Source organism: Streptomyces sp. NPDC096323 (genome assembly GCF_040302845.1).
Classification (GTDB): domain Bacteria; phylum Actinomycetota; class Actinomycetes; order Streptomycetales; family Streptomycetaceae; genus Streptomyces.
In genome coordinates this window covers 44042-68978 of record NZ_JBEOSI010000002.1, presented here as the reverse complement: position 1 = coordinate 68978, position 24937 = coordinate 44042, and the positions used below count along the sequence as shown (strand labels likewise).

30 protein-coding genes are annotated in these 24937 nt (G+C 70.3%); 16 read left to right on the top strand and 14 right to left on the bottom strand.

Translation table 11 applies throughout. The features are described 5' to 3' along the window. Positions 1-21: 21 nt before the first annotated feature. Complete coding sequence (locus ABTX18_RS04350) at positions 22-216, bottom strand: DUF397 domain-containing protein (RefSeq protein WP_352121235.1); 195 nt, start codon at positions 214-216, stop codon at positions 22-24. Further along, positions 216-1061: a helix-turn-helix domain-containing protein gene (locus ABTX18_RS04345; RefSeq protein WP_352121234.1), complete on the bottom strand. Its 846-nt coding sequence runs from the start codon at positions 1059-1061 to the stop codon at positions 216-218. The genes ABTX18_RS04350 and ABTX18_RS04345 overlap by 1 nt, the downstream gene beginning before the upstream one ends. A gap of 202 nt (positions 1062-1263) precedes the next feature. Between ABTX18_RS04345 and ABTX18_RS04340 the strand changes: the two genes are divergently transcribed. Both ABTX18_RS04340 and ABTX18_RS04335 read left to right on the top strand, forming a co-directional pair. After that, positions 1264-1923, top strand: coding sequence for an ATP-binding protein (locus ABTX18_RS04340; RefSeq protein WP_352121233.1), 660 nt, complete (start codon positions 1264-1266; stop codon positions 1921-1923). 421 nt (positions 1924-2344) lie between these two features. Continuing rightward, positions 2345-3316 (top strand): hypothetical protein, encoded by a 972-nt coding sequence (locus tag ABTX18_RS04335; protein WP_352121232.1) that lies wholly within the window; start codon positions 2345-2347, stop codon positions 3314-3316. Between the two features lie 217 nt (positions 3317-3533). On the opposite strand, the gene ABTX18_RS04330 is transcribed toward ABTX18_RS04335, so the two are convergent. Then, a complete protein-coding gene (locus ABTX18_RS04330) occupies positions 3534-3842 on the bottom strand; it encodes an immunity protein CdiI family protein (protein ID WP_352121231.1) in 309 nt (102 codons plus the stop codon). Positions 3843-4092: 250 nt separating this feature from the next. On the opposite strand from ABTX18_RS04330, the gene ABTX18_RS04325 reads away from it, so the two are divergent. Further along, a complete protein-coding gene (locus ABTX18_RS04325) occupies positions 4093-4377 on the top strand; it encodes a DUF7336 domain-containing protein (protein WP_352121230.1) in 285 nt (94 codons plus the stop codon). 310 nt (positions 4378-4687) lie between these two features. On the opposite strand, the gene ABTX18_RS04320 is transcribed toward ABTX18_RS04325, so the two are convergent. Beyond that, positions 4688-5314 (bottom strand): class I SAM-dependent methyltransferase, encoded by a 627-nt coding sequence (locus ABTX18_RS04320; protein WP_352121229.1) that lies wholly within the window; start codon positions 5312-5314, stop codon positions 4688-4690. A 63-nt stretch (positions 5315-5377) separates the two neighbouring features. Between ABTX18_RS04320 and ABTX18_RS04315 the strand changes: the two genes are divergently transcribed. The 4 genes from ABTX18_RS04315 to ABTX18_RS04300 all read left to right on the top strand — a co-directional run bounded on the left by ABTX18_RS04315 (position 5378) and on the right by ABTX18_RS04300 (position 8526). After that, entirely contained in the window at positions 5378-6040 is a 663-nt protein-coding gene (locus tag ABTX18_RS04315; protein ID WP_352121228.1) for a TetR/AcrR family transcriptional regulator, read from the top strand. Positions 6041-6265: 225 nt separating this feature from the next. Next, positions 6266-6685, top strand: a complete 420-nt coding sequence (locus ABTX18_RS04310) for a MarR family winged helix-turn-helix transcriptional regulator (RefSeq protein ID WP_352121227.1) — start codon at positions 6266-6268, stop codon at positions 6683-6685. A 112-nt stretch (positions 6686-6797) separates the two neighbouring features. After that, positions 6798-7688 carry an NmrA family NAD(P)-binding protein gene (locus tag ABTX18_RS04305; RefSeq protein ID WP_352121226.1) on the top strand — a complete coding sequence of 297 codons (891 nt, stop codon included), beginning with the start codon at positions 6798-6800 and terminating at the stop codon, positions 7686-7688. 256 nt (positions 7689-7944) lie between these two features. Then, a complete protein-coding gene (locus ABTX18_RS04300) occupies positions 7945-8526 on the top strand; it encodes a hypothetical protein (RefSeq protein WP_352121225.1) in 582 nt (193 codons plus the stop codon). A gap of 41 nt (positions 8527-8567) precedes the next feature. On the opposite strand, the gene ABTX18_RS04295 is transcribed toward ABTX18_RS04300, so the two are convergent. After that, positions 8568-9173 (bottom strand): CGNR zinc finger domain-containing protein, encoded by a 606-nt coding sequence (locus ABTX18_RS04295; RefSeq protein ID WP_352121224.1) that lies wholly within the window; start codon positions 9171-9173, stop codon positions 8568-8570. A 188-nt stretch (positions 9174-9361) separates the two neighbouring features. Here ABTX18_RS04295 and ABTX18_RS04290 point away from each other — a divergent pair, with 188 nt between their 5' ends. Then, positions 9362-10105: a metallophosphoesterase gene (locus ABTX18_RS04290; protein WP_352121223.1), complete on the top strand. Its 744-nt coding sequence runs from the start codon at positions 9362-9364 to the stop codon at positions 10103-10105. A gap of 109 nt (positions 10106-10214) precedes the next feature. On the opposite strand, the gene ABTX18_RS04285 is transcribed toward ABTX18_RS04290, so the two are convergent. The 3 genes from ABTX18_RS04285 to ABTX18_RS04275 form a co-directional block, all read right to left on the bottom strand. Continuing rightward, positions 10215-11540: a PQQ-binding-like beta-propeller repeat protein gene (locus tag ABTX18_RS04285; RefSeq protein ID WP_352121222.1), complete on the bottom strand. Its 1326-nt coding sequence runs from the start codon at positions 11538-11540 to the stop codon at positions 10215-10217. A gap of 324 nt (positions 11541-11864) precedes the next feature. Next, a complete protein-coding gene (locus ABTX18_RS04280; RefSeq protein WP_352121221.1) occupies positions 11865-12296 on the bottom strand; it encodes an ankyrin repeat domain-containing protein in 432 nt (143 codons plus the stop codon). Between the two features lie 324 nt (positions 12297-12620). Continuing rightward, on the bottom strand, positions 12621-13232 hold the full coding sequence (locus ABTX18_RS04275; protein ID WP_352121220.1) for a TetR/AcrR family transcriptional regulator: 612 nt from the start codon (positions 13230-13232) through the stop codon (positions 12621-12623). 143 nt (positions 13233-13375) lie between these two features. Between ABTX18_RS04275 and ABTX18_RS04270 the strand changes: the two genes are divergently transcribed. The 4 genes from ABTX18_RS04270 to ABTX18_RS04255 all read left to right on the top strand — a co-directional run bounded on the left by ABTX18_RS04270 (position 13376) and on the right by ABTX18_RS04255 (position 15832). Continuing rightward, complete coding sequence (locus ABTX18_RS04270; protein WP_352121219.1) at positions 13376-14110, top strand: SDR family NAD(P)-dependent oxidoreductase; 735 nt, start codon at positions 13376-13378, stop codon at positions 14108-14110. Between the two features lie 36 nt (positions 14111-14146). After that, positions 14147-14770 (top strand): NADPH-dependent F420 reductase, encoded by a 624-nt coding sequence (locus ABTX18_RS04265; RefSeq protein ID WP_352121218.1) that lies wholly within the window; start codon positions 14147-14149, stop codon positions 14768-14770. 144 nt (positions 14771-14914) lie between these two features. Further along, positions 14915-15328, top strand: a complete 414-nt coding sequence (locus ABTX18_RS04260) for a hypothetical protein (RefSeq protein ID WP_352121217.1) — start codon at positions 14915-14917, stop codon at positions 15326-15328. Positions 15329-15457: 129 nt separating this feature from the next. After that, complete coding sequence (locus tag ABTX18_RS04255) at positions 15458-15832, top strand: hypothetical protein (protein ID WP_352121216.1); 375 nt, start codon at positions 15458-15460, stop codon at positions 15830-15832. Between the two features lie 43 nt (positions 15833-15875). Here ABTX18_RS04255 and ABTX18_RS04250 read toward each other — a convergent pair whose 3' ends face one another. The 4 genes from ABTX18_RS04250 to ABTX18_RS04235 all read right to left on the bottom strand — a co-directional run bounded on the left by ABTX18_RS04250 (position 15876) and on the right by ABTX18_RS04235 (position 17646). Then, positions 15876-16172, bottom strand: a complete 297-nt coding sequence (locus ABTX18_RS04250) for a hypothetical protein (protein WP_352121215.1) — start codon at positions 16170-16172, stop codon at positions 15876-15878. After that, positions 16144-16722: an RNA polymerase sigma factor gene (locus ABTX18_RS04245; protein WP_352121214.1), complete on the bottom strand. Its 579-nt coding sequence runs from the start codon at positions 16720-16722 to the stop codon at positions 16144-16146. The genes ABTX18_RS04250 and ABTX18_RS04245 overlap by 29 nt, the downstream gene beginning before the upstream one ends. Continuing rightward, positions 16715-16807 carry an LPXTG cell wall anchor domain-containing protein gene (locus ABTX18_RS04240; RefSeq protein WP_352121213.1) on the bottom strand — a complete coding sequence of 31 codons (93 nt, stop codon included), beginning with the start codon at positions 16805-16807 and terminating at the stop codon, positions 16715-16717. The genes ABTX18_RS04245 and ABTX18_RS04240 overlap by 8 nt, the downstream gene beginning before the upstream one ends. 203 nt (positions 16808-17010) lie before the next feature. Then, positions 17011-17646, bottom strand: coding sequence for an HAD family hydrolase (locus ABTX18_RS04235; RefSeq protein WP_352121212.1), 636 nt, complete (start codon positions 17644-17646; stop codon positions 17011-17013). Positions 17647-17770: 124 nt separating this feature from the next. Between ABTX18_RS04235 and ABTX18_RS04230 the strand changes: the two genes are divergently transcribed. Further along, on the top strand, positions 17771-18394 hold the full coding sequence (locus ABTX18_RS04230) for a histidine phosphatase family protein (protein WP_352121211.1): 624 nt from the start codon (positions 17771-17773) through the stop codon (positions 18392-18394). Between the two features lie 14 nt (positions 18395-18408). On the opposite strand, the gene ABTX18_RS35815 is transcribed toward ABTX18_RS04230, so the two are convergent. Further along, positions 18409-19134, bottom strand: a complete 726-nt coding sequence (locus ABTX18_RS35815; protein ID WP_503061091.1) for a GbsR/MarR family transcriptional regulator — start codon at positions 19132-19134, stop codon at positions 18409-18411. A 249-nt stretch (positions 19135-19383) separates the two neighbouring features. Here ABTX18_RS35815 and ABTX18_RS04215 point away from each other — a divergent pair, with 249 nt between their 5' ends. Beyond that, positions 19384-20052 (top strand): DUF4097 family beta strand repeat-containing protein, encoded by a 669-nt coding sequence (locus ABTX18_RS04215; RefSeq protein WP_352121210.1) that lies wholly within the window; start codon positions 19384-19386, stop codon positions 20050-20052. A 397-nt stretch (positions 20053-20449) separates the two neighbouring features. Further along, positions 20450-22117 carry a cellulase family glycosylhydrolase gene (locus ABTX18_RS04210; RefSeq protein ID WP_352121209.1) on the top strand — a complete coding sequence of 556 codons (1668 nt, stop codon included), beginning with the start codon at positions 20450-20452 and terminating at the stop codon, positions 22115-22117. A 54-nt stretch (positions 22118-22171) separates the two neighbouring features. On the opposite strand, the gene ABTX18_RS04205 is transcribed toward ABTX18_RS04210, so the two are convergent. Continuing rightward, on the bottom strand, positions 22172-22771 hold the full coding sequence (locus tag ABTX18_RS04205) for a dihydrofolate reductase family protein (protein WP_352121208.1): 600 nt from the start codon (positions 22769-22771) through the stop codon (positions 22172-22174). Between the two features lie 241 nt (positions 22772-23012). Between ABTX18_RS04205 and ABTX18_RS04200 the strand changes: the two genes are divergently transcribed. Further along, positions 23013-24905 (top strand): protein kinase domain-containing protein, encoded by a 1893-nt coding sequence (locus ABTX18_RS04200; protein ID WP_352121207.1) that lies wholly within the window; start codon positions 23013-23015, stop codon positions 24903-24905. Positions 24906-24937: the final 32 nt, after the last annotated feature.

The following is a 24937-nucleotide window of genomic DNA, read 5'->3' as shown; positions in this document are numbered from 1 at the left end:
ACCTTCGAGGCTGTTTATATGTCAGTGCAACTCGCCTTCGCGCACCGATGCGACGAAGTGCACCCAAGCGCCGGTGCCGACGTGGAAATGGCCGTCGCTCGGGCGCTTACTGTCACGCACGAGGGTGCCGACGGTGGTGAAGGCGGCCTCAACGCACTCCGTGCCGCTGCCGCCGCTGTATGACGACTTGAACCACCGGGCGTCCTCGTGATCCATCACAGCTCCTCGCAAACCTGGTTCAGGAGCGCGGCAGAGGACTCGAGGTCCAGCGCCTGCGCGCGCAAATACTCGAACGCCAACTTATAGCGTTCGAGTTCCTGCGGCTTCTCCATGAAGAGTCCCCCGCCGATGATGTCCACGTAGACGACGTCGAGTTCAGGTGTTGCCCCACCAAGGATGACGAAGCTGCCGACGGCTGCGGCGTGTGCACCTGCCGCGAACGGCAGGATCTGGATGGTGACGTTGGGCTCGGTGGAGACGGTGAGTAGGTGCTGCAACTGGGCACGCATGACCGAGGGCCCTCCGACCATCCGTCGAACGACAGCCTCATCGATCACTGACCAGAGGTGCGGAGGCTCGTCACGCGAAAGAAGTTCCTGGCGCTTCATCCGGATATCGACCATGTGATTGATCTCTTGGTCAGTGCACCTCATCTCCGAAGCGCGGTGAACTGCCTCGGCGTACGCACGCGTCTGAAGCAACCCGGGAACGTACATGCAGGCGTAGTGCCCCTCGCTCACCACCTCGTCTTCGAGGGTGAGCATGAGATTCATGGACTCGGGGATGGGATCAGCGAGGGAGCGCCACCAGCCCTGGATGCGAGCTCCCTTGGCCAGCTCGACCAGCGATTGGCGCTCCTGGTCAGAGGCCCCGTACTCGCGGCAAAGGGCGTCTACGGCCGGCCACTTGACCGATCCTTCCTTGGTCTCATACCGACTCAGAGTGGCTTTTGAGATGCCTACGCGAGCGCCTGCCTCCTCCAGGGTGAGGCCCTGCGCCTCGCGGAGTCGCCGCAGATCGGCTCCCAACTGACGCCTGCGTGTGGTCGGTCCAACTGGCATGTCTTCGGCCCTTCAAGTCGGTCTCCGAGAGGGTGCACGGGGACGAGTCTCGCAGGCAAGGCGGCGTGCGCCGGGGGCGCGCGCCACCGCAGCGCGCCCCCGAAAGGGGTGGCTGAGAGTTCCATTTTGAGAGTTCCACTGCCACCTTATGAAGTGGGACGGGCGCAGTGGGTGACCGTCGGTCAGCGCGAAGGGTGCCGATATGAGTGGGTGTCGCTTTGGTGTCGAGCGTAAGAGGTGGGAACTCCCGTTCTCGGCTGAGGCGGAGGAGCTCGCCAGCCTTCGCCGGGTGGTGCGCCTTCACCTTGAGCTCTGGGGGCTCTCGTCGATGGCCAACGCGGCTCAGGTCTGCGTAACTGAGCTCACGAGCAACGTGATCAAGCACGTGGGTGCGGGGACTTCGGCCTGCCTGGCGGTAAGCATGAGCGGGGGGTGTCTGCGTATTGAGGTGAGCGACTCCGACGGCGAGCGACTTCCCACGCTTGTCAGAGCGGCCGACCTCGACGAGCGGGGGCGGGGTATGCAACTGGTGGAGGGGGTTGCTGCCCGGTGGGGAGTGATCGTGCGCGGCGCTTCCAAGACGACATGGTGTGAGCTCGCCACGGGGTTGCAATCGGCCGACGGTCATGTCGCTGATGAGCAGGTAGCCAAGGCGGAAGCAATCCTGGGGCTCTGCGGGTTGGCGGGACGCCGGGAGTCATCGCAGCGGCCCATGAGCGTGAAGGAGGCCGCGGAAGCAGCCACTGGCTTGATCGCGGACCTTCTGCTCTGGCTGAGGGCGCACGGCTGCGACGCTGACGAGGCGCTCGACCGTGCGCAGTTCCTCTTCGAGGTTGAGTCTGAGGCGCAAGGGGTGGCGTGAGTCGTCGAGGGCGCAGCGCTCGGTCGTACGGCCCGACCGGCGAACCGGTCGGGCCGTAGCTCGCCTACGCGCCTGGAGTAGGGCGCCCCACCTAGGCCCCACGACGAGCCGCCCGCCCACCGGCCTCTAGCCGCATCCCCGTCGTGGCGCCCGGCACTCCTGCCGTGGCCCGACCCCCTCCCCACCCTGGACCGTGATGCGTCGTGTACTCGACGCGGCTCCGCGCCGCGTCTCTCAGCCATGCCCGAATCCGGATTGGCAGCCCGTCCCTGGCCCTCTTCAGGAGGTGTCCGCGACCGCCGCCCGGCATGCGCAGCCCCGCGCGTGGCTGCGTGCGGTGGAGTGGCTGGTCGTGGAGGCCGGGCTGCATCCGAGGGCTGGGGAGGCGACGTTATGCGTCGCGCGGGACCTTGCCCGGCGGATGGATTACATCGCGGGGACCGTGCTGTACGACCTCGACGGGACGGCCGCGCGCTGCGGGCTGTCCAGGGCGACGGTGAAGCGTCACGTCGGGTATCTGCGGGAGTTGGGGGCGCTGGTCTGGGTGCGGCACGGGTCGCGGCGCAATCTGCGGCTTCCCGGGCGTCCGTACGCGGGCACGGCGACGATCTACGCCGCCACCATTCCGTACGTCTATGACCGGGCGCACGGTCACCGGGTCGAAGGCCAGGGGTTCGCGGCCCGGGTGGTCGGGGTGCCGGGGCCGGCTCGGAACACCTCGGTGGCGGACTGGCCGGTTCGCCGGGGGCGTGAGCCCCAATCTCTTGGCGCCCGCCCCCGCACACGTACAGCTGAGGAAGAGGGAAGGTTTACAGATACCTCGCGTACGCGCGCGAGGCCCCGGACCACCTCCCGCCCCGCAAACCCGACACGGCGAAGCCCGCTCCAGGTCGCCACCGACATCCGGATCGCCGCTCACGTCCGGCCACGCGTCCCTTGGACCCAGCGCGAAGGGCTGCGCCGACTCGCGTACGCACTGCGGCCGTTGATTGACCAGGGGCTCGACGCCCACGACATCGCCGCGGAGCTGACCTCCTGGTGGCTCGCCTGGCGCCCCGCGCGGCCCGCCGCGTACATCACCGCGCAACTCCGTAACCGGACCGCCGCCGTCCCGTACGACACCCCGCAGTCCGACGCCCACCCCCACACCGCCGGGCCCACCGGCAATCCCGCCTGGCAGGCATGGCTCCAGCAACGCGCCACGGCAACGGAGCCCCACGAACCGCAGCGCACCGACGGCGACCGCCGCCACGCCCGCCTCTACGGCTGGGACCAATGGGCGGAGGTCGCCGACCACTACGCCACGGACCCGGACGACGCCCTGGACCTCTTCGGCACGCGCCTGTGCTGCTACGCGGTCAAGCGCGCTGCGGACGGTATGGGGATGCGGTGAGGCAGGCGCGTCACTCGATCGCACCCATGCATCGTCGGTCGTGTTCTCGTCCTCGGCCAGGAGGGCGGAGGCCCGCGCTGGTGAGCCGGAGAGGACTTACTCAGTCCGTGTGCGACGCTCGCCAACCGGCTGAATCACGACGGATCCACGGAACCGCTCGACTTGCTCGGTCACATCGGCCACGGCAACAACGTCCCCTTGGCCGTCAGGGCCGGAGTCAGAACCGATGGAACTCGTCGTGAACCGTCCAGGTGTCACCGAGTTCGTGGCGCAGGGTCTGCAGCACACTGATCGCCTGCTCGTTGAACAGTTCTTGCTGGAGCCGCGGCCAGGGAGTCGGGCCCGGCGGGTACTCCTGGTTGAGAGAGGACTGGTACCCATCGGCAAGTCTCGCCAGTTCGGCCCGCGTCGCGGGGGTTACCGGCAGGAGCTCGAGGTCGCAGGGATAGCCGTACGGACTGTCCATGCTGTCGGGCCACAGCGGCGTATCGACACCGTACTCAAAGAAGAAACGCAAATGGGGCATGCCCCAGACTCCCACAGCCCTCGTCGCCGCTCGGAGTGTGCGGCATCAGGCGCCTATCGACGGTGTGCAGGTCGCCGCCCACCCCAACGTCAGAGGTGAATGGGGAGTCGCGATCCCCGCGAACAAGGCGTCGTCGAAGTCGCGTGATGCCCGGTCGCTGTTCGTTCGTAAGGTCTCGTAACCTCCCAGGGGGTGAAGGGTGCCGAACGTCGCACGCCGCCCGAACTCGCCTGCTGGTACCTTCCCGTCCGTGATCGTGTATCCGCTGTGGCACGTCGGCCACCAGAACGAAGCCGGCGACAACGGCTCGACCGTGCACGTCGATGAGAGCGGCGTGTTCTGCGACGAGGCGGACGGCGACGACGTGAAGCTACTCGGCATCTACTCGACCCTCGAGCGGGTCGAAGAGCGTATGCGCCAGGCGCGACTGCTCCCGGGCTTCCGTGATGAACCGGAGTGCTTCTCCTTCGACGCCTACGAACTCGACGAGGACGAGTGGGCCCAGGGCTTCGCTCGAGTTCCGGCGGACAAGTAGACCGCTGGGCGGGGTCCCGCCGAACTGGCTCGCCGGGAGATCCATCGCGCTGGGTGGGGCCCGGACGGCGAGCGTTGAGGATCGCGACCAGCACGTCCGCACGAATTGCCTGCCGCACCGTTCTGCGTGCTCCAAGTTTGAGATCGATGTAGGCGCTCACGGGCCCTCTCAACCGCCACTGTCGCGCCCACATCGATCTCAACTTCGGCTCCCGGCCGTCGAACCACGGGCGGCCCGCCTTCTCAAGGCCGTCATCGGCGTGGGTGTTTCGCCGCGCGCGACATCCACGGCCCTAAGCCGCCCGGTGCGATCATGCCGCGGCGGCGGCGCGGCGCAGTGTGAACCAGAACGTCGGGACCGGGTTCGTGCCGGGTGTCACGTCGACCAGCTGCCACCCGGCGAACCTGGCGGTGATTTCGTCCGCAGTGGTGCCGGACCACGTGTCGTCGAACGCCCCGGGCCCGTACCCGAACATCAGCAGTCGCGCACCGGGGGCGGCGCGCTCGGTGAGTCCGGCGGCGTAGGCGTCGCGGCGGTGCGGTGGAATCCCGCAGTAGCAGCTCAGGTCGAAGAACAGGTCGTACGGGCCGGGCACGCCCACCTCGTCGAGTCGGGTGGCGTCCCCGCACAGCACCGTGACGTCCGCTCCCGCCGCGTCGGCCTTCTTCCTCGCCTGCCGGACCGCGCGGTCGACCAGGTCGACGGCCGTCACCCGCCAGCCGTGCCGGGCGAGGTACACCGCGTTGGTGCCGGTGCCGCAGCCGAGTTCGAGCACCCGGCCCGGCGTCAGCGCGCCGGGCCCCTCGATCAGGGCCACCAGCTCGGGCGGCGTGATGCCGCTGTCCCACGGCGGCTTGCCGTCCCGGTAGAAGTCTTCCAACGCCCCGCGCACTAACGCCTCTTGGTCGAGCTCCGCAGCCGTGCGAGCTTCACTCATCGCTACCCCTCCAAGAAATTAGAGTTCATCTCTAATGTCTGACTCTAGAGATAGACTCCCGACATGGATGCGGTCAAGGGATCCGACGGACAGAACGTCAAGCGCCCGAACAAGCAAGCCCAACGCTCGCGGCGCACCCGCGAGAAGATCGTCGCGGCGGCGCGGGAGCTGTTCGTCGCACAGGGGTACGGCGCGACAAGCCTTCAGGAGGTTGCGGATCGCGCGGGTGTGGCCGTCCAGACCGTGTACTTCGTGTTCCGCAACAAGCGCGCGCTGTTCAAGGACGTCGTCGACACGTCCATCGCGGGCGACGTCGAACCCGTCGCCACGATGGACCGCGACTGGTTCCGCGCCGCGTGCGCCGAACCCACCGCAGCCGGGCAACTGCGCGCCCATGTACGGGGTGTCGGCGACATCCTCGGCCGTGTCGCCCCGATCATGCCGTTGATCGCGGCTGCCGCAGCCACGGACCCGGAGATCGCCGCGCAGTGGCCCGCCGGCCCCGACCCGCGCTACACCGTCCAGCACGCCGCAGCGAAGGCACTGACCTCCAAGCCCGACGCCCGCCCCGACGTCGACACCACCCGCGCGGCCGACCTGCTGTACGGGCTCCTCAGCCCGGAGCTGTACCTGATCTTCGTCCGCGACCGGGGCTGGTCCCCCGATGCCTGGGAGGAGTGGGCCAGCGGGGCCCTGATTGCCGACCTCTGCACTGACCGCGAGTAGGCCGCCGGCCCTTCGACGGCGACGCCATCGCACCCGCACACGCGGACGCGTCGCTGCCGGTCGCGCGCCGGCAGAGGCGCCACCTGCGGGTGAAGGGACAGGGTAAGACGATTACAGTGGTCCGGTAGGACTGCCAGGCCCGTCTCGCAGAGGTGTGCATCTCCTGGCGAGTGGCGTGGTCTGCCGGCCCGCGACGAGTAGGCCGATCGGACGTGGGAGGCCGGCGTGGACTATGGCGACAAGCTCTTCTGGCTCTCGGTTGTGATTCAACGCAAGTACGCGCAGATCTGCACCGAGTTCGACCTGACACCCTCGCAGGCCACGCTGCTCTGCGCAGTCAGGAACGAGCCGCGGCAGATGGCTGACCTCGCCGCGTCGTTGGGCATGACCAAGAACGCGTTGAGCCAGCTGGTCGATCGCACCGCGCGGCGCGAGCTGGTCGGCCGGGCAAGCTCGGCGCAGGACCGACGGGTTGTCATGCTCACTGCGACGCCCGCGGGAAAGGTGCTCGGCGAGGCCGTTTACGCCGAGATCACCAAGCGCCTGCCCGAGATCGCGAGGAACCTCGACACCGACGACCAGCGCGACTTCGAGCGCGTGGCCACCGCCATCGTGGACACCTCGGACCTCTCTTCGCCCACCTAGAACCAGCCCATCACACCGTGAGGTCGTGGGGTCCCGCTACACCCATACCTTGACGTAGTTCATGCCGTGAACTAGTTTTGTTCACGGCATGAACTACTGAAGGGTGACAGCGATGAGCACACAGACGACCGGCACGATCGCGGTCTTCGGCGCGACGGGACGACAGGGCGGGGCGGTGGTCGACGCGCTGCTGGACCACAAGGCGCGTGTGCGGGCTCTGGTCCGCAACCCGCAGTCCGACCGGGCTCAGACGCTGGCCGCCCGCGGCGTCGAGCTGGCCGCCATCCGGGCCGACGACCCGGCGTCGACGGCCGCCGCGCTGGCGACGGTCGAGGGGTTCTACTTCATGACCCCGGAGGCGAACAGCCTCGAAGAGGTCGAGGCGGAGATCCGCATCGGTACCGCGCTCGTCGACGCGGCGGTCGAGGCGGGTGTCCCGCACGTCGTGTTCAACTCGGTCTTCGGAGCGGACCGGGAGTCGGGTGTGCCGCACCACGACTCGAAGCACTGGATCGAGGAGCACCTGAGGAAGTCCGGCCTGAGGGCCACGATGGTTCGCGCGACCGCCTTCATGGAGAACTTCGCGAGCGTCATGGCACCGAGCCTGGAGCATGGGGAGATCGTGCTGAGGCTGCCGCTGCCGGAGGACGTCGCCCTGAAGATGATCTCGGTCAGGGACATCGGCCGGGTTGCCGCCGCGCTCCTGCTCGACACCGCGCAGGCGCCCGGCGGAGCCGTCGAGCTCGTCGGCGACGAGCTGACGGGCCCCCAGATCGCCGCGGCGTTCGGCGTGCGCGCCGGGCTCCCCGCACGGCACGAGGTCCTCCCGTTGAGCGTGCTTCCCACCGACCTCGACAAGGCGATGTTCCGCGAGTTCGCGAAGGCGGTGCAATCCCCTTCGGACCTCGCGGTGGTGCGCTCGATCGAACCGGCCACCCTGGACCTGGCCGAGTGGATCCGAGCCACCGGCTGGACCGCGCCCACAGACGTGGCCGGTCCCTGAGCCTCCGGCCGCGATGAACGCCCCGCGATGGTGCCCACGGTCGCGGTGCTCTGGGCACGCCAACGCATCCGCCAACGGTTGAAGCAGTCAGGAAGCCGTTGAGGACATCGGGGATCGGCGGTGTCCGGATGGGGGTGGGCGGCGGGTGGCCTTTCGCGTGACCCCGAGACTCACCAGCCGCCCGCCCACAGGCACCTCCTACCCTTGCGGTGTCATCGCCGGGCAGCGAGAGGATTCATCTGTGTGTGAGGAGCGGTTGAGGGAGTTCTCCCGGCTGCGGCTGGGCGGACGTCCCGTGCCGGAGGACGTACGGCTCCTGGCGACAGCGCAGTGGGAGGGACGCGGGCACCCCTTCGAGCAGTTCGGCATCACGATCCTGGAGCCCGGTGCACCCCACCCGCTGACCGACTTCAGCTACCTCACCGAGAAGGACCGCGCCGATCGGGACATCATGGCCAACTGTGCGGCGTCCGCACAGATGGCCACGTATCTGATGGCCGTGGCCCAGGACGAGGACAGCAGCTTCTACGGGTACTGGCTGCACCCGGAGCAGCGCGTGGACCGCAACCCGCCTCCGGTCGTCAAGGTCGACTCGGAGTCGACGTACTGGCAACTGGGCGGGCGTACCTTCGCCGAAGCCTGCCTTTACGACATCACGTTCGACGACGACGCGCTGTTCGCGCAGGTGGCCGCGGAGCTCGCGCAGATGCACGTCCCCGTTTCCGCCGGTTCCCGTGAGGCCCTCGACGAACTGTCCGCCGACCCCGTACCGGAAGAGGTGCACAGGCGGCTCTACCACGCCGAGCGGGAGCGGCTCGGGCTGCCGGGCGAGAGATAAGGGATGTCGTCGCGACGGCCGTCGGATCCGGTCCCCCGGCCTCAGCCGCCCTCGGCCACCGCGCGCTGACGCCTGTAGTGGCGAGCCGCCCGGGCGCGGTTGCCGCAGGACGGCTTGCACCACTCCTGGCGTCCGTGGCTCTTCACGAAGTAGCGCACGCAACGGGGCGCGGTGCAGGAGCGCAGCTGCTCGCGCTGCGGGCCGCCGAGGAAGCCGATGGCGGCTCGGGCCAGGGCCGAGAGGAGCCGTACGTACGGGTCGTTCTCCGCGGACAGCAGTCGGGTGCCGGGAGCTCCCCCGGCCGGCCAGTCCAGTTGAGGGGCCACCGGTTCGCGCGCGGCAACCGTGTTGAGGCGGGTCACGGCCCGGTCTGCGGGCATCAGGCGATGGGCGTCCGCGGGGCTGGGCGGAGCGGGACTGACCGCCTGGGCGAACAGGGCCCGGACCACCTGCCGGAGCTCGATGATGCGCAGTCTGAGGTCCTCGTCCGCGGCGAGTTCCGCGACCGGGACGTGGGGGGCCAGCAGATCCGCCTGCGCCTGGATCCAGTGCGTCGCGCCCTGGACCGTGGCGAGGTCATCGGCGACGCCGCCGTCGCCGTCGTGGCGAACCGTGCTCGCCAGTTCCAAGGGCAGCCAGCGCTCCACAGGACATTCCCTTCCGTCTCGGTTCGGGTCGTCGACCACTTGATCACATCCCTGCGCACACCCTAGGGTCTCTAACGGAAAAACGAAACCTTCCGTTAGAGGCGGGATGGGGCGGGAAAGGTGAAGAGCCTGCCTGCCCGCCCTGGCGGAGGGTGTCGGCCGAGTACGCCATTGAAGGAGACCGCGGAATGACGCTGCTTGCACAGATCAGCGACCTGCACCTGGACGGCAGCGAGAGGGCGACCCGGCGCGCCACCCGCGTCATGGACTACCTGCGAGCCCTGCCGCACCCGGTGGACGCGCTCCTCGTCACCGGGGACATCGCCGATCACGGTGCGGAGGCCGAGTACGAGGAAGCGGCTCGGATCCTGGCCGCACCCTTCCCCGTCCTCACCTGCCCCGGGAACCACGACGCCCGGCCCGCCTACCGCAAGGCCCTGCTCGGAGTGGCGCCCGAACACGGCCCGGTCAACCAGGTCCACCACGTGTCCGGCACCGCCGTCCTGATGTGCGACTCCACCATCCCGGGCCGCGACGAGGGGCGGCTCGACACCGAAACGCTCGCCTGGATCGACTCCACCCTCACCGGGCTGCCGCAGGACACCCCGGCCCTGATCGCCTTCCACCAGCCGCCCGTCGCGCTCCACCACCCCCTGCCCGACGCCTGCATGCTCCAGGAGCCCGGGCACCTGGCCGGCCTGCTCGACGCGCACCCGCGGGTCGCCGCCGTCCTCACGGGCCACGCCCACACCGCGGCCGCCTCGACCTTCGCCGGACGCCCGCTGATCGTCGGACCGGCCGTCACCTGGACCCTGCGCATGCCCTGGGAGGGCGATCAGGCCGCGGACCGGGACCAGCCGCCCGGCCTCGCGTTCCACGTCCTGGACGACGAACGGCGGCTGACCACCCACTACCGCGTCGTGCTCCCGTGAGCTGTCGCGCACAGGGAGGACTCCTGGAGCGGGCGGCGTCAGGGCCCCCACGGCGGGCGGCTCACGTGCGCCCGGGACGGACCGCTCCCGCGCGCCCGGGACGGGCGGCTCAGCCGGCTGTGCGGATCGCGGCCAGGTCCGAACCGTACGGGTACACAAGGCGGTTGGACCCGACGAAGAACGGCTGGCCGCTCGTGGCGCGTCTCCAGGTGATCTTCCCGTAGACGTCGATCGCGATGATCTCGCCCCTTCGGCCCTTCCCCGGGATATACCAGACGCCCTGCCCCAGGTTCTGCGCGGCGGGGTCGAACTCCATGGGGAGGCGTCGGACGGTCGACGGAGGCTGCGGGTCGCGGTAACTGCCGTCCGTGCGATAGGCGAGTACGCCGATGCCATAGGCGACGGGGTACTCGCCGGGCTTCAGACGCAGGAAGTACGTGCCGTCGTAATCGTCGCCGACCAGGGCTCCCGCCGCCTCCGGCAGGGTCAGGTGAGAGCCCACGAACAGCGGGATCGACGGATCCCAGCGGCAGCCTTCGCGGACGGCCGCCTGGGGCTGGTCCCAGGTGAAGTTGCGTTGCCAGGCCGGGGCGGTCGTCGTCTCGGCCGTGAGGCCGTACGCCGCCACGTGCGCGCGGCAGCCGGGTCCGTGCGGGGCCGTCACCACGAGGATGCGGTAGAGGCTGGGGATCACCTGCGCGATGTCACCCTGGGGCAACGCGACGGGCCTTGACTGGAGCTGGTCATCACCGTCCTGGAGAGTCACGAGACGGCCGTCGGCGACGAAGACCAGTGGATCGCATCTCCGCGAGTACTGGGTCGTGCCTTTCCCTGTCGCCCCGTCCTGGCCGCAAGGAGGGGCGAAGACGGCCGGGCCGCGGGTCCGGTGCTTCCACCGGACCTGGCCGGTGACAGCGTCCCAGGCTGTCACCGTGCAGGAGGATGCGGGCAGGCACGTGGCGGCCACCGCCAGACGCGTTCCCGACGTCGACGTGACCGTGACGAGCCGCAGTTCCCCAGGGCTGCGGACCGGAGGGTAGGCGAGCTCCGCGAAGCGTCCGGTCCAGGGATCGAGTGTCGCGAGCAACGGAAACCGGCCGGGCGGGGCCGCGCCGATAAGGGTGAGCGGGCCCGCCGACGGGTTGGCGACGGAGTGCGCCTGCCCCGGCCGCTCGGTCAGTGCGAACCTGGCCGGCAGCCTCGTACGCCAGAGCACCTCCCCGTTCTCGTCGATCCTCGCTGCCACGCGGCCCTGCCCGATGACCCCCAGCCGGCGGTCGGCCAGCGCCCAGCCGCCCGAGGCATCCGTCGGCACGGGCAGCGGCACACGAAAGGCGCCCTCGACGTCCTTGTACGGCTCAATGCGTGGCGGTCCGGGCGCGAAGCAACCGGCAAGCAACGGAAGCAGTAGCAGAAGACCGAACAGTCTGCGCATGAAACCCCCTGCACCACCCTGTACGGGTGTGGCGGTGGCGGGGAGCACGAATGACGACCGATTCGGTCACGGAACGGATCGCCCGGAGCGCGCGCCCGTACGCAGCACGCGGGTCAACTGCGCCTCGCGGCACGGCGCTTGACCACCAAGTTTCGCCGAACCGGAGTGCTTCTTCTCCGATGCCTATGAGCTCGACGAGGACGAGTGGGCCGAGGGCTTCGTCCGGGTTCCGGCGGGCGCGTAGGCCGGTGGGCGGAGTCCCGCCGCAATGGTTTGTGGGGAGATCCGTCGCGCTGGCTGGAACCCGGACGGCGAACAGCGGTGCTACGGAGTTTCCTCAGGGGCGACTCCGGCTGCGATGAGGAGATCGACCGTTTCGGGATGGGGGTGACGGGTCGCCCACTTCAGAGGGGACCAGCCCGTGCCGTGGTCCTCGCGAAGGTTCGGATCGGCGCCGTGGGCCAGCAGTTCGCGCACCGTTTCGGTGTGCCCCCAGGACGCGGCCGCGCACAAGGGCGTGCCTTCGGCGCCGAGCCCGCTGCTCTCGGCGTTCGGCGCGGCCCCGGCCGCCAGAAGCAGGCGGACGATGTCCGTCATCCCTCTCACGGATGCCTCGTACAGCGGGGTGGTGCCCTCCCTGTCCGCCCGCTCCGGGTCCGCTCCAGCGCGCAGAACGGACTTGACGGCGGCGGCGTCACTCCCGGCGAGGGCTTCGAAGAGACGCCGGGTGAGCTTCTTGCGCCGTCGCTGGTTCATGGGGGCCGAGGTTAGCGACCGGCTGCTCGGCGTGGCCGGTCGCATCCGCCCGTTGGTGGTCGCGGCCAGCCCGTCCGCCGTGCGGCGAACGGCAGGTTGTCGCCGCTGCGCCCCGAGGAGGGGCGTGATTCTGCCCTGACCCCGGTACCACCAGGACCAGTAGCGCGGGAACAGTCAGGCCGGCCGCGTGGCCCCGGCTCCTTCCCGCAACCCGGCGGATTTGAGATCGATGTGGGCGCTTACGGACCCCCTTGGCCGCCTCCATAGCGCCCACATCGATCCCAACTTCCGGTCTCCGCCTGTCCGAAGCGAGCGAGTGTCAGGTCAACTCGACGCCTGCGCCTGTCGCCGGTCATCACCGGCCGAGGCCGGGATCGCGTTGTCGATGAGGACGGCGGCGATGGCGGCGGCGGTGGGGAAGGCGTCGGCGTCGATGACCCGGGTGCGGGCCGCGGCGCCGTCGATGAGCAGCGCGAGCTGCTCGCCGAGCGTTTCGGGGTCGGCGGCGCCGGCTTCTCGGGCGGTGTCGGCGAGCCGCGCGGCGACGGCCTTCTTGTAGTCGCGCGCGTACTGGGACGCGGGGTGCTGGGGGTCGTGGAGCTCCACGGCGGTGGCGATGTAGGGGCACAGGGGGGTGGTGGGAGGGACGTCGAAGGCCGCGAGGAGCCGTTCGCGGGGCGTGAGGTCGGTGCGGTCGAACACGCCGGACAGAACGGACGGGTCGAACCGGCGCAGGTACTCGGCGACGAGCTCGTCCTTGCCGCCGAAGTGCTGGTACGCCGTGCGCTTGGACACCTGGGCCGCCGCGCACAGCTGGTCCATGCCAGTACGGCTGATGCCCTGCTCGCGGAACAGCTCCTGGGACGCGCCGAGGATGCGCTCGCGAGCGCCCCGGCCGCGGCGGCTGCCCGTGGGGCCCTTCTCCAACTCCGTCATGGGTTCATCGTACCGCAGCTCGGTAACGACCGGTGTACTTAGTTGCGCCCCAGCCCTCTAGTCACTACCGTAAGCACACAGGGCGGTGTACTTAACACCGTCGCTCCAGGTGCACACGGCACCACCGGCTCAAGGGGACGACTATGGGAAAGCTCGACGGCAAGGTCGCGGTCATCACCGGCGGCACCGACGGCATGGCACTGGCCGGTGCGAAGCTGTTCGTCGATGAGGGAGCGCACGTCTTCATCACCGGCCGCCGCCAGGAAGCCCTGGACGAGGCCGTGCGGCAGATCGGCCGCAACGTCACCGGCGTCCAGGGCGACGCCGCCGACCTGGCCGACCTGGACCGCCTGTACGACGTCGTCAAGCGGGAGAAGGGAAGCATCGACGTGCTGTGGGCCAGCGCGGGCGGCGGCGAGCCCGCCCCGCTCGGCGAGATCACCGAGGCCCAGTTCGACACGTGGTTCGGGCTCAACGCCCGCGGCACCCTGTTCACCGTCCAGAAGGCCCTTCCGCTCTTCAACGACGGCGGCTCCATCCTCATGACCGGCTCGAACGCCTCCCTCGGCGCCTTCCCCGGCTGGAGCGTCTACGCCGGCAGCAAGGCCGTCCAGCAGGCATGGGCCCGCGTCTGGCTCAACGAGCTCAAGGACCGCCGGATCCGCGTCAACGTCCTGACCCCCGGCCAGGTCGCCACCGCCAAGCAGGCGGAACTCTTCGACGACGCCACCCGGCGCCAGTTCGAGTCCCTCATCCCCCGCGGCCGGATGGGCCACCCCGACGAAATCGCCTCCGCCGCCCTCTTCCTCGCCTCCGACGACTCCAGCTACGTCAACGGGATGGAACTCGTCGCCGACGGCGGCACCACCGCCCTCTGATCCCGACAACCCGCAACGACCAGGAGAGGACATCTCATGAGCAGCATCAGCATCATCGGCACCGGCAACATGGCCCGCACCATCGGCGCGCGGGCACTGACGGGCGGCAACACGGTCGAGATCATGGGCCGCGACCAGTCCAAGGCCGCCGACCTGGCCAAGACCCTCGGCGGCGGCACCACGACGGGAGAATGGGGCACCGCCCCGGCCGGGGACATCGTGATCGTGGCCCTGCTGTACGCCGGTGTCGTACCGGCCATCACCCAGTACGGGGACGCTCTCGCCGGCAAGGTCATCGTCGACATCAGCAATCCCTTCAACTCCACGTTCGACGGGCTGGCCCACGACGACGAGACGTCGGTCGCGCAGCAAGTCGCCAAGGCGGCCCCGGCAAGCGCCGGCGTGGTGAAGGCGTTCAACACCGTCTTCCGCCACGTGCTGGAGAAGGGCCGGCCCGATGTCTTCCTCGCCGGCGACGACGCGCAGGCCAAGGCGCGCGTGGAGGCGTTCATCGAAAGCCTCGGGCTGCGCCCGCTGGACGTCGGCGGCCTGAAGATGGCGCACTGGCTGGAGGGAGCGGGCCTGGTCACGGTGGGCCTCGCCAACCAGGGGGTGGGGAACCTGGACTTCGCTCTCGGCGTCGTCGAACTCCCCGCCTGAGCGCACCCGGTGACGGGTCACCGAAGGGAGTGGCCCGTCCGGCAGGTGTCATCGCGCCGCCGCCCGGTTCCGTCGCCTGCCGCGCCGGCCCATGGCTCCCCACCCGGAGGGGAACCGCCGGCCCGGCCCGGGCGTCGAAGGGCCATGACTCACAGACTCAGGTACGTCGTCGCCTTGTTGGCCGCCGGCGCACTCACCGGCTGCGGCACGACGGAGGAAGCCGGCCCGGCCGCGCGGGCGACCCCCTCCGCACAAGGGACGCCGACCGCGCGGGCGACCCCGTCCGCGCAGGGGGCCCCGGGGGTCCGGACGATCCCCTTCGAGCTCCTGACCCATTGCGGAATCGACGAGGCCCTGGTCGGCGGGACGTACTTCGAGGCCCGCACCCCGCTCTCCGACGGTTCGGGAAATCCGCCCGAGGGGTGGGGCAACCCCACCCAGCACGGCACCATGACCGTGACGTCGGGGGCGGAAGCCGTATTCACCGACGATGCCGGGCACGAGGTCCACTTCCGGGCCCGACCGGGGGCGAAGGGCCCCAAGCACATGTGTGACTGAGGCTGGATCCCCCACGGTCCTCCACGGGAGACCCGGGCGTCCGTATCGCGTGCCCGTCGGCCCGTATCCGTACGCAGCAACCGGCTCCGCACCCTCCACACGGCGTGCGCATCCCACTAGGTTCGCCGGATGGGACTCTTCAGCCGCCGCAAGGAAAGCAGCACCGGAACGCACCGACTGCTGCTCATGAAGGACGGGTACGTGAAGAACGTGCCGACCTCCCTCTTCGGGATGGACCTCGTCCAGGAGGTGAGCCGGCTTCTGGGGTCCGAGCACATACGGTCGACCAAGATCAGTGACGCCCTGACCCTCTGGCATTCCGAGATCGCGCCCGGCCGGGCCCGCCCCGGCGCCCCCAACCCCGCTGCGAGCCGGCTCGCGGCCGAGCACGGTTCGCCCCCGGTCACCGGCCCCGCCGTGCTCACCGGCGAGATCCTGTACGGGTCGCCCTACCCGCTGGCCGTCGACAAGGCGGCGGAGATCGCCGCCCGCCTGAGCGCATAGCGGGCGTCGGGCTGACCGCCCGGACAGGCGCCCCGCTCTGCCGCTACGGCGAGACCCGTGCGGCCGGCCGGTCCGCGACAGTCAGTTTGCACTGGCCGTCCTCGCAGGTCCGCTGCAGGCGGCCCCGCGAGATCGTCTGCATCAGGCCGACGGCCCAGCACATCGGACAGCCGCGCAGTGCCACGAGGCCGGCCGGCAGCAACAGCAGGCTGACCGGTCCGGTGACCGGGATGAGCGCGACCGAGCCGATCAGTCCGCCGAAGCCGGCCACACCCCGCAGCAGGTGCCGGGGAAGGGACGCACTCGCGAAGTCAGGGCCGTCGGTTCGTGTTGTCGTCATCGGTGTCTCCACACTCGGGTTCGGGGAGCGCGCGCAGGGACTGCTGCACCGCCGTACGCGCGCGGTGCAGGCGGGATTTCATCGCGGCGGTACTGAGGCCGAGCGCGTCGGCGACCATGCGTCCGCTGTGGCCCTGGATGTCGCGCATGATCAGTACGCTGCGCTGCTCGACCGGCAGCGCGGCGATGGCTGCCGCCACCTCGCTCGCCTCGATGCGTTGCAGCACCTCGTCCTCGGCCGAGCGCACGGCGACCTCCGGCAGGGGCGCGGGTGGCCGGAGCGTCCGCGCGCGCCGCAGGCACTCGTTGCGGACGATCCGGAACATCCACGAGGCCAGTGCGCCGGATGCCCGGAGCATCCCGATCTTGCGATAGAGGATGATCAGGGCTTCCTGGGCGGCGTCCTCGGCATCCTCCGGAGTGGCGCAGAGCGAGCGGGCGAAGCGCCGCACGTTCGGGTGCGAGCCCGACACCAGCGCGGTGATCGCATCGACGTCGCCGCCCCGGGCGGCGCCGATCAGCTGTTCACCCGGCCAGGACGAGTCAGCCACGGGCTTGCTTTCGCCTGCGCAGGACGACGTAACTGCATATGCAGAGCAGTACGGCTCCGGCGGCGATGGCGATACCTACGATCACGATGTCCTCCTGTGTCCCGTCCCGGCGTTCACCGGCACGTGTATAGGAGGCGCGGGTCGGCCGAAAGGATTCGGGCCGCGTCCGGGAAAGTTGATCCCAGCCTGCGGTATCGGCCTCGGCGCGGAGGCGGCAGGGCGCTGCCCCCCTGCCTCGCGGCCGGTGCGGATCGCGCCGCCACCGGACGGGCCGCGGAGCAGCGGTACTCAGAGCTCCGCCGCGACCCCTCGCGCCCCGTCTACGTGGGACGCAATGCGCGCGATCGTCCGGGCATTGTCCTCGAACAGGTGGCCCTGCATGCCCGCCGCCTCGGCTGCCCCCACGTTGACCGCGAAGTCGTCGATGAAGAGGCAGCGCTCCGGTTCCACCCCCAGGGCGACGCAGGCGGCCTCGAACGCGCGCGGGTCCGGCTTCTCGATGCCGATCTCGTGCGAGTAGACGATCTCCTCGACCAGTTCGTCGAACCCGTACAGCGCCGTCTCCCTCTCCCGGGCCCCGACGAAGCTGTTGCTCAGGATGCCCAGCCGGCACTTTCCCCGGAGCCCTCGCGCGTAGGCGATGAGCTCCTCATTGGGCGTGCCGAGGTACTCCGTCCAGAGGTCGGCCACGAAGGCTTCGACCTGGGGCCGGTCGAGGCGCAGGCGGGCTGCCAGTTGCTCGTACACCTCGCGTTCGGCGATGCTCCCGAGGCTTCCGGCCTGCCATACGTCACCCATCCGCTCGTGCACCGTGCCCGGCGGGAGCCCCAGTCGCTCTTCCCACGTCCGTACCCACCCCGTCGGCGGGGTGAGCTCCAGTACGCCGCCGATGTCGAAAATGACGCACGCGTCGGTCGCTGCCACTCCCACTCCCCCTTCGTCGTGACCAGGTACGGAGGGAACCACGCGGACATGCGCCGCGTGGTTCCCTCCGTCCGGCCGTCCGGACACCGGCAAGATCACCGCGCCCGACAGAGGACCCGCCTCCATGACTGGAACAGCCACCCGCTACCTCTACCTGACTCGCCACGGAGAGGCGTCACCGGACGAGAGCGAGCTGACCGGCACCGGCCGACGGCAGGCCGTACTCCTGGGCGAGCGTCTGCGGCGCGCCCCGCTCACGGCCGTCCACCACGGTCCGCTGCCCCGGGCGGAGCAGACCGCTCAGCTGATCCGCGAGCAGCTCGGTGACGTACCCCTGCACGTGTCCGAAGAGGCCGGTGACTACCTCCCGTACCTGCCGCCACGACACGAGCTGCCGCCCGAGTCGGCCGACGCCACGCTCGCGAGGCTGGCCGAGTTTCCGGTCGAGGAGCGCGAACAGGGGCCGGGGCTGGCCCGGGCGGCTCTCGTCCGGTTCACGGGGCCGGTGGACGGTGACGAGCCCCGGCACGAACTGCTCGTGACGCACAACTTCCTCGTCGGCTGGCTCCTGCGAGCCGCCCTCGACGCGCCGGAGTGGCGCTGGATCGGGCTCAACCACGCGAACGCCGCGCTGACCGTCATCCGGTACGAGCCGGGCCGGCCCGCCTCCGTACTGCTCTACAACGACACCGGGCATCTGCCCGCGGAACTCCGCCGGGACGCCTTCCCGCCCGAGGTCCGCATCTGAGGCACCTCCTCCCGTCAGGGCGCGGGCGATTCCGGTTTCGCGTGGAGGATCTCGCGGGCCTGGTCTGCGGCTCGGGCGATGCTCTCGGAGACGAAGTCTATGAAGCGCGCGATGTTCTCCAGGCGGGCCGCGGCCGGTGTGCCCTGGCCGAGGACGCCCACGCCCTGGCGGGCGACCTCGCCGAGGTGAGCGGTGGCGCGGGCGCTGGCCATCGTCGACTGGTAGAGGACGTCGTCGTCGACGACGTAGCGCTCGCGGCGCCCTTCGTCGCGTTCCCGGCGGACGAGGCCCTGGCTTTCGAGGAAAGCGATCGCCTTGGAGACGGACGCCGTGCTGATCCCCAGGCGCTCGGCGAGTTCGGCCGCGGTGAGGGTCCCTCTGTCGGTCATGTAGAGGGCGGCCAGCACACGGGCGGTCATCTTCGGCAGTCCCGACTGCATGAAGACGGTGGCGAACACGTCCTCGTACGCGCGCACGGCGTCGGCATCGCGTCCATGGGCCTGCGGGGGCGGCGTACGGGCATCCGCGGGCGCGGGGCGCTTGCGGCGGTGGGCGCGGTGTTCGGTGGCGCGGTGGGCGAGGTCGGCACGGTACGCGTGGCCGCCGTTACGCATCACCTCGCGCGTGACCGTCGAGGTCGGGCGGTCGAGGCGTCGGGCGATCTCCGCGTAGGCGAGCCCGTCGGCCAGTCCCAGCTCGATCTGCCGGCGTTCCTGCTGGGTGAGTCTGCCTCCGGGCATCGCGGTCCCTTTCGTGGGTGCGTGTGCGTGTGCGTGGTGTGCGTGCGTGGCGCGCCGAGCTTAGCGTTCATTGTTGACTCATTGCAACGCACTGCGGGGGCGCCGTTGCATTAGAACCCACTGGCATTGCAATGAAATTGGACTACTGACCTGCATTTACGGCGGGTTGGCGCGGGAACACCGTTGCTGAATCCGGAAACGCTACGTAGCTTTCTCTCATCGGAAACAACGAGTGAAGGAAAAGAAGCCATGCAGAAGTTCGACACCCCCGCCCAGGTCACCGCCGTCCTCGACATCGCCGCCGGCCGCATCCAGCTCATCGGCGCCGACCGGGCCGACACCACCGTCGACATCCGCCCCGCGAACGCCTCCAAGAACCGCGACGTGAAGGCGGCGGAGCAGACCCAGGTCGTGTTCGCCGACGGCGTGCTGCGGATCACGGGCCCCGAGGCGAAGAACCAGATCCTCGGCGGCTCCGGTTCCGTCGAGGTGACCGTCCAACTGCCCGTCGGCTCCGCGGTCGAGGCGAAGGCGGCCGACGCCGAACTCCGGGGCGTCGGGCGGCTCGGTGACGTCACCTTCGAGAGCGCGCGGGGATCGGTCAAGGTCGACGAGGCCGACAGCGCGCACCTCACCCTGCAGTCCGGCGACGTATCGGTCGGCCGCCTGGGCGGCTCCGCCGAGATCAGCACGCTGAAGGGCGACCTCCGGATCACCGAGGCCGTGCGCGGCACGGTCACGCTGCGCACCGAGCAGGGCGCGATCTCGGTCGGCGCCGCCCGTGGCGCCTCCGCCTCGCTGGACGCCGGCACCGCCTACGGCCGGATCCACAACACGCTCAAGAACGCCGACGGCGAGGCCGCCCTGAACATCCACGCGACCACCTCCTACGGCGACATCACCGCGCGCAGTCTGTAAGACGCGGACCACCCGCGAGAACGGCGCCGCGCAGCCGCAAGAAGGCGGGCGCAACCGCGAGAAGGCGCTCACCGCCGCAGGGCCCGCACCCGGCGGCGGTGAGCGCTTGTCGGTCGACTCCTGAGCGCGAAGTCCTCGGGTGTCAGCTCCCGGCAGAGGAGGCCCCGGGTCACCCACCCCAGGACCCGCTTCCCCGCCCCACACCGGTGTCCACCGACTGCGGCAGTACCTGACGCCTACTCACTTACCCGTCGCTGTACCCGAATCCGTCCGATGTCTTGACGTGCTCCTGACTGGATGGCTTTCATGGGAGCGCGCAAGTGTGGGAGCGCTCCCACAAGCTATGGAACGTCTGTCGATGCTCAGCTCTTGATCCCCGCCACCCCCTGGAGCCGCAGTGAGAACAGCAAGAAGCACGGCGAAGAACCCAGCGCGCAGGAGTCCCGTCACCGTCCTCCTGACCGCCCTCGTCACCCTCCTCGGGCTCCTCGCCCTCGGCGGCCTCGCCCCGGCGCAGGCCGCCACCGCCGCCGGAACCGGGCTGCACATCAGCGACGGCCGGCTCGTCGAGGGCAACGGCAACGACTTCGTCATGCGCGGGGTCAACCACGCCCACACCTGGTACCCCGGCCAGACCCAGTCGCTGGCCGACATCAAGGCGACGGGCGCCAACACCGTCCGCGTCGTGCTCTCCGACGGCTTCCGCTGGAGCAAGAACAGCCCCGCCGACGTCGCCGCCGTCATCGCCTCGTGCAAGGCCAACCGGCTCATCTGCGTACTCGAGGTGCACGACACCACCGGATACGGGGAGGACTCCGCCGCCGGCACGCTCGATCACGCCGCCGACTACTGGATCAGCCTGAAGGACGTCCTCGCCGGCCAGGAGGACTACGTCATCATCAACATCGGCAACGAGCCCTGGGGCAACACGAACCCGGCCGGCTGGACCGCGCCCACGACCGCCGCGATCCAGAAGCTGAGGGCCGCCGGGTTCGCACACACGATCATGGTGGACGCCCCCAACTGGGGTCAGGACTGGCAGGGCGTCATGCGGGACAACGCCCAGGCCGTGTACGACGCCGACACCACCGGCAACCTGATCTTCTCGATCCACATGTACAGCGTCTACAACACCGCCCAGAAGGTCACCGACTACCTCCACGCCTTCGTGGACGCCGGACTGCCGCTGCTCATCGGGGAGTTCGGAGGACCGGCCGACCAGTACGGCGACCCGGACGAGGACACCATGATGGCCACCGCCGAGCAGCTGAAACTCGGCTACATCGCCTGGTCCTGGAGCGGCAACACCGACCCGATCCTCGACCTGACGATCGGCTTCGACCCCACCAAGCTCAGCCCCTGGGGTGAGCGCATCTTCCACGGCGCCAACGGCATCGCCCAGACCTCCCACGAGGCCACCGTCTACGGCGGCGGCACATCGGAGGACACCCAGGCCCCGACCGCGCCCGGCACCCCGGCCGCCTCCGCGGTGACGGACACGTCCGCGGCTCTGACCTGGACCGCGTCGTCCGACAACGTTGCCGTCACGGGCTACGACGTCGTCCGCGTCAGCGCCGGCACGGAGACGCCCGCCGCCTCCTCCGCCACCCCCGGCGTCTCCGTCACCGGCCTCACCGCCGACACGGCGTACACGTTCGCCGTGTACGCCCACGACGCCGCCGGGAACCGCTCGGCACGCTCGGCGACGGTGAGCATCACCACGGCCAAGGGCAGCGCCCCGGGCGGGAGCTGCTCCGTCGGCTACCGGATCGTCGGCCAGTGGCCCGGCGGCTTCCAGGGCGAGATCACCATCCGCAACACCGGCACCACCGCCATCGACGGCTGGAAGCTGGGCTTCGCCTTCGCCAACGGCCAGACCATCACCAACATGTGGGGCGGAACCCCCACACAGACCGGTCGCTCGGTGAGCGTCGCCCCCGCGTCGTACACCTCCACGATCGCCGCGAAGGGCTCGGTCACCGTCGGCTTCACCGGCGCTCAGAGCGGTACGAACGCGGCCCCGGCCGCCTTCACCCTCAGCGGCGCCGCCTGCGCCGCCGCGTGACGCCGTAGCGATGCGAGGGGCCGGCCGGCGGAGGTCATCGACTCCGCCGGCCGGTCACGCGTCGGCCGCGCGCTCGTACGTGAGGAACGCCGCCCCGCTGTCCAGGACCTTGTGGTCAGTCAGCGTCCAGGCGGTGGGGTCGAAGGCCGCCTTGTGCGAGAAGAGCGGGATGCCCGCACCGATCGTCATCGGGCTCAACTTGACGATGAGCGTGTCGATCTCGGTGCAGAGGGAGGCGGCCAGCTCGCCGCCGCCGCCGAGCCAGATGTCCTTGCCGTCCTCCTGCTTCAGCTCCCGCACCCGCGCGACCGGATCGGTGGCGACGATCTCCACGGCGGGGTCGGGGCTCTCGCCCAGCGTGCGGGAGAAGACGAGGTGCCGCAGGTGCGGATAGGCGTCCGTGACACCGGCCTTGAGGCCGACCTCGTAGGACCTCCTGCCTTCGAGGACCGTGTCGAAGTGCGTGCCCTCCGCCGTGATCGAGAGCGCGGCGCGGGCCGCCCCCGGAAGGGTCTCCGGGTACTCGGCGATCAGGTGCCCGACGTAGTCCTCCGGGATCGGCCAGAATCCGCCCGGTCCGGTGGGGTCGGCGCCGTCCGGTCCGGCGATGAAGCCGTCGAGGGTGGAGGCGATGTAATACACGAGCTTGCGCACGAAAGGCCTTTCATCCGATGACCGGCCGCCACGGGTGCGGCGGCCTGCGGCGGTACACGCCTGGCACGACGGCCATGATCAAACAGTCGTTCCGGCCATGCAACGGGAATCGCGTCTTCCGGGTGCGGGCCCGGCCACCGCGGCGAACGGACAGGCCCCTTGTCACGCGCGTTCTGCACCCGTCGGGTTTTGGATAGGGTGCCCTGTCGACAGCAGTGCTCTTCGGGGGAGTTATGAGTTCATGAGCGGTCAGCAGCCAAACCGGGGCAGCGCCTCCCAGGTCTTCCAGCCCCTCGCGGGCGACGACCCGGTCACCATCGCCGGGTACCGTCTCGCCGCGAAGCTCGGCGCCGGCGGCATGGGCAAGGTGTACCTGTCGTACACGCCCGGCGGCCGGCCCGTCGCCATCAAGGTGATCCGGCCCGAGTTCGGCGAAGACCCGGAATTCCGGCGGCGGTTCGCGCAGGAGGTGCAGTCCGCGCAGCGTGTGCAGGGGCTGTTCACCGCGCCCGTCATCGACGCCGACACCCAGGGTGCGCAGCCGTGGCTCGCCACCGCGTACGTGCCGGGACCCTCGCTCGCCGACGCCGTCGTCGCGCACGGGGCGCTGCCGGTGGAGGCCGTCCTGCTGCTGATCGCCGGGATGGCGGAGGCGCTGCACGTCATTCACGGTGCGGGCATCGTGCACCGCGACCTCAAGCCGTCGAACGTGCTGCTGGCAGCCGACGGTCCGCGCGTCATCGACTTCGGTATCGCGTACGCGGCCGACGCGACCTCGCTCACGGGCAGCGGCGTCACCATCGGCACGCCGTCGTTCATGGCGCCGGAGCAGGCCGCGGGGCGCCGGGTCACCCCGGCCACCGACATCTTCGCGCTCGGTCAGGTCGCGGCGTTCGCGTCCACCGGGTCACCGGCCTTCGGTGAGGGGACCTCGCACGGGGTGCTCTACCGGATCGTCCACGAGGACCCGGACCTCACCGGCGTACCGGAACGGCTGATGGAGCTCGTCAGCCGCTGCCTGGCCAAGGACGCGGAGGCCAGGCCCTCGGTCGCCGAGGTCATCGCGCTGTGCCAGACCGCGAACGCGGAGACGGTGCTGCGGCGCCCCGAGGACTGGCTGCCGAGCCCGGTGGCCGCCGACATCACCGTACGGGCGGCGGCTCCGGCTCCCGCGCAGACCCCGCCGCCTCCGGCGGCCGCCCCGGCGGTCGCCTACTCTCCCACGACTCCGGCGGCGCCGAGTACCCCGCCCCCGGGGTACGGTCCGCCGGTCACGCCGCCGCCCGGCCAGGCACCGCAGGCCGCGCAGAGCCCGTACCCGGTCCCCGGGCACGCCGCTCCCACCCAGCCGGCGCAGCCGTACCAGCCGGGCCCCGCCCAGCCCGCGCAGCCCTACCAGCCGGGCCCGCCCTCGCAGGCGCAGGCCCCGACGCAGTTCCCCACGGGGTACCCGGCGCAGGCCCAGACGTACCCCGGACATCTCCCGCCCCAGGGACCGGCGGCGCCGCAGCCCGCCAAGCGCCGCGGCGGCCGGGTCGCCGCCATCGCGATCGCGGTCGCGCTCGTCGTCGGCGTCGCGGGCGGCGGGACGGCGTACTTCCTGCTGAAGGACGACGGGAAGTCGTCGCAGGGCAGCGAGTCGCCGAAGGGCAAGAGCACGCCGACGCAGAAGCAGGGGAGTGCGTCGCCGAGTGTGCAGGAGGGGGACGACACCGCGGAGGCCGATCCGAAGCCTTCCGCCGTGGCGGACCCGGAGCCCCGCGAGTTCCCGGGCATCAACCTCACCGCCGGGTACCACCTGACGCTCGGCGACGAGGAGGTCCGCCCGCAGGACGGTGAGGACAACGGGTACGAACTGTCCTACGACACCGGCGGCTACATCGACGCCGAGGAAGAAGGCGGGCGTCTCGTCCTGCTCGACCCGGGACAGCCGGGGTCACTGGAGACCTGTCGCTCGGAGACCCGGTTCACCACCAACATCTATGTGGACAAGCTCTCCAAGGGCCGGCAGATCTGCATCACCACGGCTACGGGGCACCTGGGGCTCCTGACGTACCAGGGCCACTCCCCGGAGGACTCGGCCAGTGACTACATGACGATCGACCTGACCGTCTGGCGCAACGCGATGGGCTGACACGCACGGGGGCGGGGCGAACGGCCGTGGGG